Raw genomic sequence first — 13,669 nt, forward strand, 5'->3', positions numbered from 1 at the left:
GCTGATCAAGCCCAACTGCGCCGGTGCGCGCGCCGCGGCTGACCGGCTGCAGCCGGTCGGTGCCGAACTCGGTCACTCCCAGATTGTGAAGGTCGGCCACCGTCCGGCCGCTGCGCTGGCCTTCCCTGTCCCGTTCGGAAAGTCATCGCTGCAGCTCAGGCTGCGTATCGGTACTATTGATCACGCCGCCGAGAACCACGGGTGCGGAGAGGTTGCCGGGCATCGAGGCTGTGGACGGGAGCTGGTTGTTCCTGGCGTGCGGCAGGCAGTTGACCTCGACCTTGGTGTGGCCGATGTTCATTGAAGTGCCGTTGATACTCGGCCAGTACGCGGCGAGCATGGTTCTCGCTCAGGATGAGGGTGTGGTCGAGAACCTGTTGACCGGCGTCAAAATGAGTACCACGTCGGCATTGAAGATGAGTACGAGCCGGGTGTCGTTCGTGCTCAGCGTGTTGTGGACGTGCTCACGCTGTCGGCGACCGCCGGTCATGCCGGTGACCAACTCCGGCACAGTGGTCCCCTGAGATCCCTCTGTTGATCATGGTGCAGCGAGCAGACGCCCTGCGGTGAACGCCCCCGATCAGCGTCCACGCCTCAACCGGTCGGGTGAACCGGCGTCGCCAGGCCAGTACGGCAGCGGCCAGCGCGCACAACGCATCCCCAACGCCGTGGCCTGCGCCACCAATCGGCCAGCAGGTCCTGGTCCAGCTCGAAGGTCCGCTGCACGCCCTGCGCCGCAGCCACTCCACCTGATCGCCACGAACGCTGCGCAGCCAACGGCGCACTGTGGAGACCGGGCGGGCCAGGTCACGCGCGATCGTGCGATATTCCTGCCCGCGGGCCTTCGCGACCAGCGCGGCCCCTATGACGTCGGCCGCGTCCGCGCGCCGGGGCACGCACCCGGTCGGCAACAGCACCTGCGTGGCCTGACAGTCCGAGCAGCGTTCCCGGCGCGGCCGCAGTAGCTGGTACGAGCCGTCGCGCTGCCGGATCCGTCGCGCGGACGCCGACGACCACGGCCGCAGCACAGCCCGCGCAGCGTGGACAGCGCAGCACACCCGCGCGCAGGTCCACCTCGGCCTGCTCGACGTCCAGCACGACGATCACGGCAGTGGTCTCCTCGCACAGTGGTGCAGCATGCCTATCACGCTGCCGTCGATCCAGGGGCCAATTCGCGTTGCTGTCCGCCGTTCCGGATCCTCCACAATCGACGGATGGCCGGAGGATGTGTCGTCGTCACGATGAGCATGACCTGCCGGGAGCAAGCAGCGCTGAGTTGGGCCGGCACCGCTGGTGTTCATCGTGCCGCCGCGCACCAAGCCCTCGGTACGTGCTCACCGTCAATGCCGCTAACCGACCTGTACGTCCTCATCCACAACGCCACCCAACAGAACCTCGCGGCGGATGCTGCCGATGACTCTTTCGCAGTGAGCGTTCGTCTTGGGTGCCCGGGGGACTTCAAGATCTCCATGTCCTCGGCTTCGATGATCGCCTCGAAGGCGTTGGTGTACTTCGCGTCGCGGTCACGGAGCAGGAAGCGCAGCGACTGGACGCGCACCCCCAGGCCGGCGGTCACGTTGCGAGCCTGCTGGGTCACCCGGTCTGAGGTCGGGCGAGCGGTGACGCAGGCGATGTGCAGTCGGCGGGTGGTGTGTTCGAGGAATGCCTGGGCGTAGAGACGTTGGCCAATGGCGGTGTCCAGGTGCATGAAGTCGTATGCGATCAAGCCTTGGGCCTGGGCGTTGTGGAACTGCTTCCACGTGGGGCCATTTCGCCGCGGGGCAGGGTCGAACCCTGCCGGGGTGAGGATCTCCCAGACGGTGGATGCTGCGATCGGGTGGCCAAGTCCGGCCAGTTCACCCTGGATCCGGCGATGTCCCCAGCGGGGGTTCCTCGACCAGGCGCATCACCAGCTTCTTGATCGCATTGTGGGTTTGTGGCCTCCCGGTCTTGCCTGGGCGGTGGATGTAGTCCCACTTCTTGGCGATCAGCTTGCGGTGTCAGTTCCGCAGTGTGCCAGGTGTGGCGGGGAAGCACTGTGTCCAGCGGTGCTGTGAGGTTCCCCCCGAGTGGTGGACAGGGGGTTTACGGGGATTCAGGCAGCTGCTCGGAGTGAGCTCTCGTAGTCCTCGGGACTGAGCATCCCGATCGCGGAGTGCCTCCGGACAGCATTGTAGAAGCGAACCCAATTGTCAACTGCGACAACGAGTTCCGTCTGTGTGGCGTAGGTATGCCGGTAGTAGTGCTCGTGTTTGAACGTGGACCAGAACGATTCCGCAGGGCTGTTGTCCCAGCAGACCCCAGTCGCGCCCATCGACCGGCGCAGCCCGTGCCGGAAACACGCTTTCACCGTTAGATGACCGGTGTACTCACCGCCACGATCGGAATGCAGGATCGTGCCACGGCACCGGCCGCCCCGGGTAGCGACGGCGGCGTCGATGGCCTCGGTGACCATCTCCGAGCCGATGTGCTCGGAGATGGTGTAGCCGAGCACCTTCCGGGAATGCCCGTCCCGGACCGCGCACAGATACATCTCACTCTCACCACAGGACAGGTAGGTGATATCGGTCAGCCACACCGCGTCCACGCGGCCCTGGTCGAATTCCCGATCGACGAGGTCCGGCGGGAACGACGCCTTCGGGTCGGCCACGGTGGTTTTCACCTTGAACGTGCGCGGGCTGATGCCCTCGATCCCGATGCCGGCCATGATCTTGGCGACGGTCTTCTCGCTGACCACCTCGCCCCGCGCACGCAGTTCGGCGGTGATGCGGGGTGACCCATAGGTGCCGCCGGATTCTTTGTGTACTCCGGTGATTTTCACCTCGAGGTCAGCCCGGCGCTGCTTGCGTGGTGTCAACCTCCGCGCCGCCGCGCGTTTGACATACGCGTAGTAGCCCGACGCGGACACGTCCAGAAGTCGCGCCATACGACGCACCGAGAACGGCCTGGCGGCGTCTTTACTGCCGTCGGTGTCGGTGTCGGTGTCGGTGTCGGTGTCGGTGTCGGTGCGGGTCTCGGCGAGCGTGTCGGGGCCGGCGTACTTCACCATCAGATCGAACCGTTCGGCTCTGCAAGCCGGACGACCACGGAGTGTCCGACTTCCGTCCACGTGAAGGCGAGCCGGGTCACTTGCGATACCCACCGAAAGTGTGCACACTATCCGAGCAGGTGCTCGTATAGTGAGCACTGAGGAATCGCAGGGGTGAGATGAGCAGCCTTGACAGCCTCCCGTCCACTAGGGAAGCCAACGACGGCGAGCCGGTGTTCCTCGACGAGGACACCAGGCTCCACCTGTACCGGACGATGGTCCTGATCCGCGGCATAGAGCACGGGATCGAGACGTGCCACAAGAAGTCGATGATCGACGGTTCGTTCCACTCGTCACTCGGCCAGGAGAGCTGCGCGGCGGGCGTGTGCGCGGTACTGCGGCCGACTGACATCGTCACCAGCAACCACCGTGGTCACGGTCATGCGATCGCGAAAGGCGTCTCCCCAGACGCGGTGATGGCCGAGTTGTTCAAACGGACCACGGGGACCAGCGGTGGCCGCGGAGCGTCGATGCACCTGCACGACCGTGCGAGCGGGTTCTACGGCGAAACGGCGATCGTGGGTGGCGGCCTTCCCTGGGCGGCCGGAGCGATCTGGGCGCGACGCAGGCTCAAGGGAACCGATGACGTCGCCGTCGCGTTCGCGGGCGACGGCGCCTTCGCCAACGGCGTGTTCAGCGAGACCTTGAGGACCGCCAGGCACTGGTCCGCGCCGGTTCTCTTCGTCTGCGAGAACAACGGCTGGGCCCACTCGATGCCGACGGAACGCGTGTTCGGACCGCCCGGCAGCATCGCCGCGACCGTCCGCTCCATGGGCATCGCCGCGGAAGAGGTCGACGGACGCGACGTGACCGCGGTGTATGCCGCCACGCAACGGCTGCTGTTCACGGTTCGCGCGGGGCAGCCGGCGTTTCTCGAATGCCGTGTCTACCGGGTCCGCGCGCACAGCATCGCCGACGCCGAATACCGCTACCGCGGGAAGACCGATGGCGCGGACTGGCTCGCCGGCAACGACCCCGTCGCGGCGCTCCGCGCCACGCTCCCAGCCGACGAGGCCGACGCGGTCGACCGGTCGGTGGCCGCACTCGTGGACGACGCCATCGTCAAGGCGGCCCAGGCCCCGAAACCCGGACCGGAAGCCGCCTACGCCCACATCTACGCGACCGAGGAGTTCACCACGCATGCCCACGCTGAAATTCGCTGAAGCGATTCGCCAAGCGCTGAGTGACGAGATGGACGCGGACCCTTCCGTGGTCGTCATGGGCGAGGAGGTCGGCGCCCTCGGCGGAGTCTTCACCGTCACGAAGGATCTCGTGGACCTGTTCGGCCCCGATCGCGTTATGGACTCGGTGCTCGCCGAAGGTGCGCTGGCGGGCTTCGCGGCCGGCGCGGCTTCCGAAGGGATGCGGCCGGTCGTGGAGATCATGTTCTCCGACTTCGTCATGCTGGCCATGGACCAGATCGTCAATTTCGCGGCCAAGGCCCGCTACATGAGCAACGGCCAGTTCCGTATGCCACTGGTCGTGCGCCTGCCGGGTGGCGGCGGAACCAACCACGGACCACAGCATTCCCAGGCGTTGGAGAGCTGGTTCGCCCACGTTCCGGGGCTCGTCGTCGCGATGCCGAGCACCCCAGATGACGCCTACCGCATGATGAGGGACGCGATCCGCACCGATGATCCCGTGCTCTTCTTCGAGAACAAGGCGCTGTACCTCAGTCAACGCGGTGAGGTGGAAACGGGTGACCGGCCCTGGACGCGCACGGCTCGCCTCGCCCGGCAGGGCTCGGAAATCACGGTGGTCAGCATCGGGCGCATGGTCGGGCGCTGCTTGGAGGCGGCGGATGTCCTTTCCGGCGAGGGAATCTCCTGCGAGGTCGTGGATCTGCGTTATCTCTGGCCGCTGGACCGGGACACGCTGCGAGCGTCGATCCTGTCGACCAACAGGCTCGCGGTGGTGCACGAAGCGGTCGAGTTCTGCGGCTGGGGCGGCGAGGTGGCCGGTTGGACGGCCGACGAGCTCTTCGAGCACCTCGACGCTCCGGTCGCCAGGGTCGGGAGCCTGCGCGTGCCGATTCCGGCGGGGCGCGAACTGGAGGACCAGGTCATCCCGACGACGGCCCGCATCGTCGAATCGCTGCGCATGCTCGCGTCCTACTAGATCGACCAAAACCGCAAACCGACAGGGCATTCAGGAACTAGGAGAACGGAACCCATGTCCGACGACGTCCGCGTGGAAGAGCTGACCTTTGCCAGTGACGACAACCAGTTGGCGGCTGATCTGTACCTGCCGGCGGAGCCGGCGCCGCACCCGGCCGTCGTGATGGCGGGCGGCTGGTGCTACGTCAAGGAACTGGCACAGCCGACCTACGCCCGTGCCCTCGCGGCGAGTGGCATCGCCGCGCTCGTGTTCGACTACCGCAACATGGGCGCCAGCACCGGGCAGCCTCGCCAGCACATGGATCCCTGGCAGCAGGTAGCCGACTACCGCAACGCGGTGTCCTACCTGGAACAGCGGCCGGAGATCGACGGGGACCGGCTCGGCGCCTGGGGGATCTCCTACAGCGGCGGGCATGTGCTCATCCTCGGCGCGCTCGACGAGCGTATCCGTGCTGTCTGCGGCGTGGTACCGGTGACCGACGGGTACGAGAACATGCGCCTCGCCCACGGCACCGTTGGTTTCCGCCGGTTCACCGCGGCTCTGCGTGAGGCGCGGCGGAAGCGCTACGCCACGGGCGAGATCACCTACATCGACCACCAGCCCGCCACCGAGGGAGACCTCGCGACCTGGCCCTTCCCGAAGAGCAGGGTCGCCTTCGCAGAATTGAAGGCGCGAGAGGCGCCCCGCTACGAAGGCAGGTCGACCGCCGAATCAGCCGAGCTTCTGCTTGCCTACAACGTCTTTCCCTACCTGGGCCGGCTGCTCGGCAAGCCCACGAAGTTCGTGATCGCCGAAGGCGACGACCACACTCACTGGGATCTCGCGCTCCGTGCTTTCGACCAGATCCCGGGAACCAGCAAGGAACTCACGATCATCTCCTCAGCGAACCACCTCACGCTGTACTCCGACCGCGACCGCCAGAACAGCACGGCGACGGACATCGCCCGCTTCTTCACCGAGTCGCTGTGACACACGGAAGTACCCGGCCACGCCCGAAGATGCCGCCCGACGGCGATTCCTTCGTCCTGCGCAGCGGATGGGTCGCCACGATGGCCGCCGGCACGGGAGATCTGCCGGGCCACGACGTCCGGGTCGAGGACGGCGTGATTACCGGCATCGGTCCCGACCTGGATTCGCACGGGCTTCCCTCGATCGACGCGCGGGGCTGTCTCGTCCTGCCCGGCCTCGTCGACACCCACCGGCACACCTGGGAGACCCTGGTGCGCGGGGTGGGTGCGGACTGGCTGCAGGGCCACTACTTCGCCGGGATACACCGTGGTGCCCGCCTCCGCTTCACCCCTGATGACGTGCGGCTAGGCACTCTTCTCGGGCTGCTCGACGCCCTCGACGAGGGGGTCACGACCGTGGTCGACTGGTCGCACATCATCGAGACGGCCGAGCACGCCGCCGCGGCGGTCGATGCGATCACGCAGGCAGGGCCCCGCGTCGTGTTCGGTTTCGGCGGGGGCACGCGGCAGTGGCAGGACCTGCCGAGCCCCATTCCCCTGGACGCGGACCTCGCCCGGCGCATCCGCGCCGAGCACTTCGCCGTCGGCCCCAGGAGTCTGCACAGTATGGCGATCGCCGCACGCGGCCCGGAATTCTCGGACATGACGGCGGTCGAGCACGACTGGCGGCTCGCGGACGAACTCGACCTGCCGATCAGCGTGCACGTGGGTGGCGGGCTCAAGGCACTGACCTACCGCCCCATTGCCCGGCTGCGCGACCACGGTCTCCTCCGGCCGGGCACGACCTACATCCACGGCAACCATCTCAGCGATGAGGACTGGGCCCACATCGCCGGATCCGGCGGGCACGTGTCGCTGGTACCGGAAGTCGATCTCATGATGGGCATCGGGGACCTGCCCACCAACAGGGTCCGAGCGGCCGGGCTGCAGCCGAGCCTGTCGACCGACGAGGTCGCCAGCGGCTCGGGGTCGCTGATGACCGCGATCCGTACCGTTCTCGCCGCCGAACGTGCCCGGGCGAACGGGGCGGCGCTGCGGGCGGGCAGGTCGCCCGCCACCGTCACGCTCACCGCCCGGGAGGCCCTCGAGTTCGCCACCGTGGGCGGTGCGGCCGCCTGCGGACTGGCGGACCGCACGGGTTCGCTCGTCCCCGGAAAGGACGCCGACCTCCTGGTGGTGAACCTCGGCGCCCTGAAGTTCTCCCCGGTCAACGATCCGGTGGACCAGTTCATCCTCTCCGGCGACCGGTCCGATGTGGAGGCCGTCGCCGTTCGCGGGCGCTTCCTCAAGTACCGCGGAAAGCTCGTCCAGCGGGATCGCGGCGTCCTGGACGCCGCGGCGTCCGCCCGTGACCGGATCTTTCGCGAACTCGGCAAGCAGGTCGGACGGCACTGGCTTCCACGCGACCTCGACGCGCCGGACTGGTTCACCACACGCGGTGCGGCAGGAGAGCCGGCGGCACCCGGGGACGCGGAGGACACGAGATGACCCGCCAGACGAACTCGGTCGCCGACGAGCTGAAAATCCGCTCGGTAACCATGCCAAACCGGCTCTGGATGGCACCGATGAGCCAATACTCCTCGCCGCCTGACGGAGGCGTGGCCGACTGGCATCTCATCCACCTCGGGGCCAGAGCGGTCGGTGGTGCCGGGCTGATCCTCACCGAAGCGACAGCGGTGACCCCAGTGGGCCGGATGTCCGAGTCGGACCTGGGAATCTGGTCAGACGACCACGTCGACGGGCTCACCCGGCTGACCGGCGCGATCGAGGCATCCGGAGCCGTCGCCGGGATCCAGTTCGGGCACGCGGGTCCCAAAGCATCCGCGCACCGGCCCTGGGAGGCGCGCGGCATCCGCGTACCACCCGAAAACGGAGGCTGGCTGCCCCAGTCCCCATCCGCGCGCCCCGGCGGAAGCCCGGTACACGAAATGTCAGCCGCCGAGATCACGGACATCGTCACCGCGTTCGCGGACGCGGCCCGGAGAGCCCTCGCGGCGGGATTCCGGGTGCTGGAGATCCACGCCGCGCACGGCTACCTCATCCACTCCTTCCTCTCCCCCGCGACCAACCGCCGCGACGACCGCTACGGCGGCGAGCAGGGCCGCCGCCGTCTGGCCATCGAGGTCGTGACCGCGGTCCGGGAAGTGTGGCCGGAGTGGTTGCCGTTGTTCGTCCGGCTATCCGCCACCGACTGGCTCACGCCCGAGAACGGACGCCCAAACGGGCTGGACGTCGACGACGTCATCGACGTGGTTCAGGCATTACTGCCACTCGGTGTCGATCTCATCGACGTGTCGAGCGGAGGACTCCTGCCCACGAGACGCATCGACACCTATCCCGGCTACCAGATCCCGTTCGCCTCGAAAATCCGCCAGGCGACGTCAGCGCTCGTGGCCGGTGTCGGCCTCATCGAGGACGCCCAGCACGCCGAATCGATCGTGCGCGGCGGGGCCGCCGACGCTCTGTTCGTCGGCCGGGCGATGCTGCGCAACCCAAACTGGGCACGCGACACCCTCCACCAGCTGGGACACCGGCCGGCCTGGCCCCGGCAATACGACTGGGCCATCGGTCCGCGCAAGGTTCTCGACTGACGTCGCGCCGCGGCCCGATTCACCGACAAACCACCGCAAGTGAACAGGATTCGAACGAAATGGCATTCTCCGTTCAGATGCCCGCTCTTGGTGAGGGCGTCACCGAGGGCACCGTTACCCGATGGCTCAAGGCCACAGGGGACCGCATCGAGGCTGACGAGCCACTGCTCGAGGTTTCCACGGACAAGGTCGACACGGAGATCCCCGCACCGGTAGGCGGCGTTCTCAAGGAGCTCAAGGCAGGCGCGGGCGAGACCGTGGAGATCGGCGCCGAGCTCGCCGTAATCGAAGACACGACCGCCGCCGCGCCCTCGACGCAGGTGGACCAGGCCGCACCAAGTCCCGCCCCGCCGGTGGCCGCGGGCCGACGGAGTTCGGCCACCGCGCCCTACGTCACCCCGCTCGTCCGTAAACTCGCCGCGGAACACCGCGTCGACTTGAGTTCGCTCACGGGGACGGGCGCCAATGGCCGCGTCAGGAAACAGGACGTACTCGCCGCGGTGAAGGCGGCCCCGGCCCTCGCCCTGGCACTCGTCCAGGCGCCGGTGGTTCCCGCACCCGCACCTGCGCCAACTCCGGCGGCGGCTGGCACCGCGGCACCACGAGCCGCCACTGTTGTGGCGATGCCGCGGCTTCGCCAGGTCATCGCCCAGCGGATGACCGACTCCTTGCGGATCTCCGCACAGCTGACCGCCGTCCAGGAAGCCGACGTCACCCGTATCGCGCATCTGCGGGTGCGGGAGAAAGAGGGCTTCCTGGCGCGGGAGGGCGTCAAGTTGACCTACCTGCCGTTCTTCGCCAAGGCCGCGATCGAGGCGCTGAAAGATTTCCCGGCTATGAACTCCTCGCTGTCAGAAGACGGCAAACACATCGAGTACCACGACGCGGTCCACCTCGCGATCGCCGTGGACGCCCCGCGCGGCCTGATCGTCCCGGTTATCAGAAGCGCCGACGATCTCTCGCTCGCCGGCCTGGCACGCAAGATCACCGACGTCGCGGCGCGCGCTCGTGCCAACGAGATCGGGGCGGACGAACTGTCCGGCGGCACCTTCACGATCACCAACATCGGCAGCGCGGGCTCGCTGTTCGACACCCCGATCATCAACCAGCCCCAGGTCGCGATTCTCGGCACCGGCGCGATCGTCAAGGAGCCCAAGGTGGTGGACGGCCCCGACGGCGAGGACGTGATCGCGGTTCGCCAGGTCTGTTATCTGCCCCTGACCTATGACCACCGCGTTATCGACGGCGCGGACGCCGGCCGGTTCCTCGGCGCGATCAAGGCGCGCTTGGAGGAAGGCCAGTTCGCCGCCGAACTCGGCGGATAGGCTGCCCGCCAGCCGTTCACGATGTTCGGTCCTCGCCGATCAGCAGGCGTTCAATGCGCTCGGCGGTGCTCCGCAGCAGCGGTCCGAGTTCCTGCTCGGGCTCGCCGGGGCGGAACGGTCGCGTCAGGGCGACGTTGATGGCCGCGGCGGGACGCCCGGTGGGATAGCGTACCGCGGCGGCCACGCCACGCAGGCCGTGCGCGAGTTCGCCGTCGTTGACCGCATAGCCCTTGGCCCTGATGTCTCGGATCAGCGTCCGGAGCACCTTCGGGTCCGTGACCGTGGCCTCCGTGCGCGGCGAAAGATCCGCGGTGTCCAGGAAACCAGTGAGCTCCTCGTCCGGCAGCTGCGCGAGCATCGCGCGGCCAAGCGACGTGCAGAACGCGGGCAGGCGGCTCCCGACCTGGAGCCGGATGTCCAGCAGGCCGGAGCCCCGAAGCCGGATGACATAGACGATGTCGTGCCCGTCGGGCACCGCCATGTTCACCGTCTCCTGCAGTTCGGCCTGGAGTGCGATGAGTGTTGGCCGGGCGAGCTCGGCGATGTCCATGCCCAGGATCGCGGCTTGTCCGAGCGTCATCGCGCGTGGCCCTGGCCGGTATCCACCGTCGGCCGCCGCGTCGAGATAGCCGACGTGCAGCAGCGTCTGACAGAAGCGATAGACCGTGCCGCGGCTTAGCCCGGTCGCACCCACGATCTCCTGCTCGGTCCAGATCGGACGTTCGGCCGTGAAGAGATCGAGGATGGCTGCGAGCCGCACGATCGACTGGATCATCCAGGTCGGCTGCGAGCGGTCGCCGTGCTCGGTGCTGGGGGGCAGATCAGTGGTCACGACGTCGAGCGTAGAGCGCCGACAAGGGCTTTGAGGCCCGCGGGCCGACATCGGGGTGAACCCGCGCACCGCTACGCTTGACCACGTGTGATCGCCATGCGAGCATATGCTCGAAATACGAGCCACTCGATACGGCACGTGGGGGCAGGCCGCATCGGTGACCTTCAACGAGGAAGGCGGTCATCGCGATGCCCAACCAACGCTCGGCCGAGACCAGGGAAATACGCCGCGTCGCACTGGCGGGAGTAGTGGGCAACGCCCTGGAGTGGTACGACTTCTTCCTCTACGGGACAGCCGCCGCCCTGATCTTCAACAAGCTCTTCTTCAGCACGTTGAGCCCGCTGTCCGGCACGCTCGCGGCGTTCGCCACCTATGCGGTCGGGTTCGGCGCCCGTCCGCTGGGCGGCATGCTGTTCGGGCACATCGGAGACCGGGTCGGCCGCAAGTACACCCTCATCGTGACACTGGTCGTGATGGGCGTGTCCACCGCGCTGATCGGCTGCCTGCCCACCTACGGCAGCATCGGCGCGGCCGCGCCGATCCTCCTGGTCGTCCTCAGGCTGGTCCAAGGCGTGGCGGTCGGCGGCGAATGGGGCGGGGCGGCGTCGCTGGTCGCCGAGCACGCCCCACCGACCAAACGCGGGTTCTGGACCGGTTTGAGCCAGTCCGGTGTCTCGTCCGGCTTCGTCCTGTCGACGCTGGCGATGGCGCTGGTCACCCTCATGCCGGAGCAGGCATACATCAGCTGGGGATGGCGGCTTCCGTTCCTTTTCAGTGCCGTGCTCGTCGTCGTCGGCTTGCTGATCCGGGTCGGCGTCGCCGAATCGCCCGCCTTCCTGGAACTGTCCGGTTCCGCGCCGAAGGCTCGCTTGCCGCTGGTCGAAGCCGTCCGCAAGCACCCGCGTGAGCTTCTCGTTGCGATCGGTGCCCGACTCGCGGAGACAGGCGGGGCTTACCTGATCGAGGTGTTCATCCTCTCGTACGCGACACAGGTGCTCCACCTGTCCCGCTCGATGATGCTCTGGGGACTCTGCGTCGCCGTCTCCATCGAACTCGTCACGACCGTCGCGTTTGGAGCATTGTCGGACCGCATCGGCAGGCGACCGGTCTACCTGGCGGGCGCCGCGCTCATGGCCGCGTTCGCGTTCCCCCTGTTCTGGCTCGTCGACTCCGGGACACCGGCCCTCGTCTGGTTCGCGCTCATCTTCGGGATGGCGGTCTGCCACGCCGCAATGAGCGGTGCGCAGGCGTGCTTCTTCGCGGAGCTCTTCGACAGCCGGGTGCGCTACAGCGGCGCCTCGCTCGGACACGAGATCGGTGGCTTGCTCGCCGGCGGGTTCGCGCCGCTCGTGGCCACCGCGCTCCTCGCCGCGACGCAGTCGGCATGGCCGGTCGCATTGTTGCTGGCCGGTCTCTCACTGCTGACCTTGGTCTCCGTGGCGGTCGGTCCGGAGACCAAGGATCGCTCGCTCATGCCCGGGATAACGAGCGACGAAACCACGGCGCTCGCGCCGGACCCCGGGCGTTGAAGAACGCGTGATGACGCCAGACGGGAAACAGGGCGTCGTTGGAGTTCTTGTCCTTGACTCTGCGCACGACTAGCCGCAAGGCCGGGTAGTTAAGGCGTGAGCCGGTTTGTCAACCCCCCGGGAACGGGCAACGGAGTCCCTGCTAGAACGGTGCCGACCAAGATCACCAGATAGCAGGAACTCCGTTGGATACCCAGTCTGTCATCACCCGCACGATCACCGTGTCCGGGGGCCGGTTCGCACCCGGCCACCTCGGTGAACTCACCCAGCACCTGCCCTTCGAGATGGTCGATGAGGCCCTGACCGCCACCCGCACCACGCAGTCCCGGCTGCGGGATCTGCCCTCACGGGTGGTGGTCTACCTGCTGCTGGCCGCGTGTCTGTTCCCCGAGATCGGCTATCCCGGTGTATGGCGCAAACTCACCGCCTCCCTCACTGGCCTGCCCCTGGTCACCCCCACCACCAGCGGACTCGCGCAAGCCCGCCGCAGGATCGGCGTCGCGCCCTTGCGATGGTTGTTCGACCTGCTCCGCGGACCGGCGGCCACGGTGGGGCAGCGCGGAACCTGGTGGCGTGGCCTGCTGGTCTGTGCGATCGACGGCACCATCCTGACCGTGCCCGACAACCCCAGAATGCTGGCCCGTTTCACCAAACACCCCGGCAACCACGGTGGCACCGGTTATCCCCAGATCCGGCTGGTGGCCCTGCTCGCCTGCGGCACCCGCACCCTGATCGACGCGGTGTTCGGCCCCACCACCACCGGCGAGACCACCTACACACCACACCTGCTGCGCAGTCTGCGACCAGGGATGATCCTGCTGGCCGACCGCAACTTCGGCGCCAAAGACCTCATCACTGAGATCGCAGACACCGGCGCCGACGTCCTCGTCCGGCTGAAAAACGGCCGCAAGATGCCAGTCCTGGCCCGATACCCCGACGGGTCCTACCTGTCGATGCTGGGCCGGCTGCTGGTACGGGTCGTCGAGTGCGAGATCACCATCTCCACCACCGCCGGCCGGCACACCGGTGTCTACCGGCTGGCCACCACCCTGACCGATCACCATCACTACCCGGCCGCCGAGTTGATCACCTTGTACCACCACCGTTGGGGTGCGACGTGAGGTCGCACGATGTGAGTGGTCACGTTGTTTGGAGGTTCCCCTAGTGAAGACGTGATCCGGTCCAGTGTCCGCGGGATCGTCTCCGCCTTGGCATGCG

General features: G+C 67.5%; 13 protein-coding genes. 8 read left to right on the top strand and 5 right to left on the bottom strand.

Going from position 1 to position 13,669, the window contains the following annotated elements; all coding sequences use genetic code 11:
- Window positions 1–142: 142 nt before the first annotated feature.
- From ACRXBZ_RS33130 to ACRXBZ_RS33145, 4 genes are all read right to left on the bottom strand, one after another.
- Window positions 143–340, bottom strand: a complete 198-nt coding sequence (locus tag ACRXBZ_RS33130) for a hypothetical protein (RefSeq protein WP_433882412.1) — start codon at window positions 338–340, stop codon at window positions 143–145.
- Between the two features lie 467 nt (window positions 341–807).
- A complete protein-coding gene (locus tag ACRXBZ_RS33135) occupies window positions 808–1,107 on the bottom strand; it encodes a hypothetical protein (RefSeq protein ID WP_433882413.1) in 300 nt (99 codons plus the stop codon).
- Between the two features lie 190 nt (window positions 1,108–1,297).
- Entirely contained in the window at window positions 1,298–1,726 is a 429-nt protein-coding gene (locus ACRXBZ_RS33140; protein ID WP_433882414.1) for a hypothetical protein, read from the bottom strand.
- Window positions 1,727–2,095: 369 nt separating this feature from the next.
- Window positions 2,096–3,049, bottom strand: a complete 954-nt coding sequence (locus tag ACRXBZ_RS33145) for an IS3 family transposase (protein ID WP_433882415.1) — start codon at window positions 3,047–3,049, stop codon at window positions 2,096–2,098.
- 158 nt (window positions 3,050–3,207) lie between these two features.
- Between ACRXBZ_RS33145 and ACRXBZ_RS33150 the strand changes: the two genes are divergently transcribed.
- Genes ACRXBZ_RS33150 through sucB form a run of 6 tightly spaced genes read left to right on the top strand, consistent with a single transcriptional unit; the run spans window position 3,208 to window position 10,090 of the window.
- Window positions 3,208–4,251, top strand: coding sequence for a thiamine pyrophosphate-dependent dehydrogenase E1 component subunit alpha (locus ACRXBZ_RS33150; RefSeq protein WP_433882416.1), 1,044 nt, complete (start codon window positions 3,208–3,210; stop codon window positions 4,249–4,251).
- A complete protein-coding gene (locus tag ACRXBZ_RS33155) occupies window positions 4,229–5,206 on the top strand; it encodes an alpha-ketoacid dehydrogenase subunit beta (RefSeq protein ID WP_433882417.1) in 978 nt (325 codons plus the stop codon). The genes ACRXBZ_RS33150 and ACRXBZ_RS33155 overlap by 23 nt, the downstream gene beginning before the upstream one ends.
- Before the next feature lie 54 nt (window positions 5,207–5,260).
- Window positions 5,261–6,175, top strand: a complete 915-nt coding sequence (locus tag ACRXBZ_RS33160; protein WP_433882418.1) for an alpha/beta hydrolase — start codon at window positions 5,261–5,263, stop codon at window positions 6,173–6,175.
- Window positions 6,172–7,662: an amidohydrolase family protein gene (locus ACRXBZ_RS33165; RefSeq protein WP_433882419.1), complete on the top strand. Its 1,491-nt coding sequence runs from the start codon at window positions 6,172–6,174 to the stop codon at window positions 7,660–7,662. The genes ACRXBZ_RS33160 and ACRXBZ_RS33165 overlap by 4 nt, the downstream gene beginning before the upstream one ends.
- A complete protein-coding gene (locus ACRXBZ_RS33170) occupies window positions 7,659–8,765 on the top strand; it encodes an oxidoreductase (protein WP_433882420.1) in 1,107 nt (368 codons plus the stop codon). The genes ACRXBZ_RS33165 and ACRXBZ_RS33170 overlap by 4 nt, the downstream gene beginning before the upstream one ends.
- 59 nt (window positions 8,766–8,824) lie before the next feature.
- Window positions 8,825–10,090 (top strand): 2-oxoglutarate dehydrogenase, E2 component, dihydrolipoamide succinyltransferase, encoded by a 1,266-nt coding sequence (sucB, locus tag ACRXBZ_RS33175; protein WP_433882421.1) that lies wholly within the window; start codon window positions 8,825–8,827, stop codon window positions 10,088–10,090.
- Window positions 10,091–10,106: 16 nt separating this feature from the next.
- Here the strand turns inward: sucB and ACRXBZ_RS33180 are convergent, their stop codons facing one another.
- On the bottom strand, window positions 10,107–10,973 hold the full coding sequence (locus tag ACRXBZ_RS33180; RefSeq protein ID WP_433882422.1) for an IclR family transcriptional regulator: 867 nt from the start codon (window positions 10,971–10,973) through the stop codon (window positions 10,107–10,109).
- A gap of 137 nt (window positions 10,974–11,110) precedes the next feature.
- On the opposite strand from ACRXBZ_RS33180, the gene ACRXBZ_RS33185 reads away from it, so the two are divergent.
- Window positions 11,111–12,451 (top strand): MFS transporter, encoded by a 1,341-nt coding sequence (locus ACRXBZ_RS33185; RefSeq protein ID WP_433882423.1) that lies wholly within the window; start codon window positions 11,111–11,113, stop codon window positions 12,449–12,451.
- A 185-nt stretch (window positions 12,452–12,636) separates the two neighbouring features.
- The gene (locus ACRXBZ_RS33190; protein WP_433882424.1) at window positions 12,637–13,572 is read left to right on the top strand and encodes an IS4 family transposase; all 936 of its coding nucleotides are present in this window, start codon (window positions 12,637–12,639) and stop codon (window positions 13,570–13,572) included.
- Window positions 13,573–13,669: the final 97 nt, after the last annotated feature.

The organism is Saccharopolyspora hattusasensis (assembly GCF_050972075.1).
Lineage (GTDB): Bacteria > Actinomycetota > Actinomycetes > Mycobacteriales > Pseudonocardiaceae > Saccharopolyspora > Saccharopolyspora hattusasensis.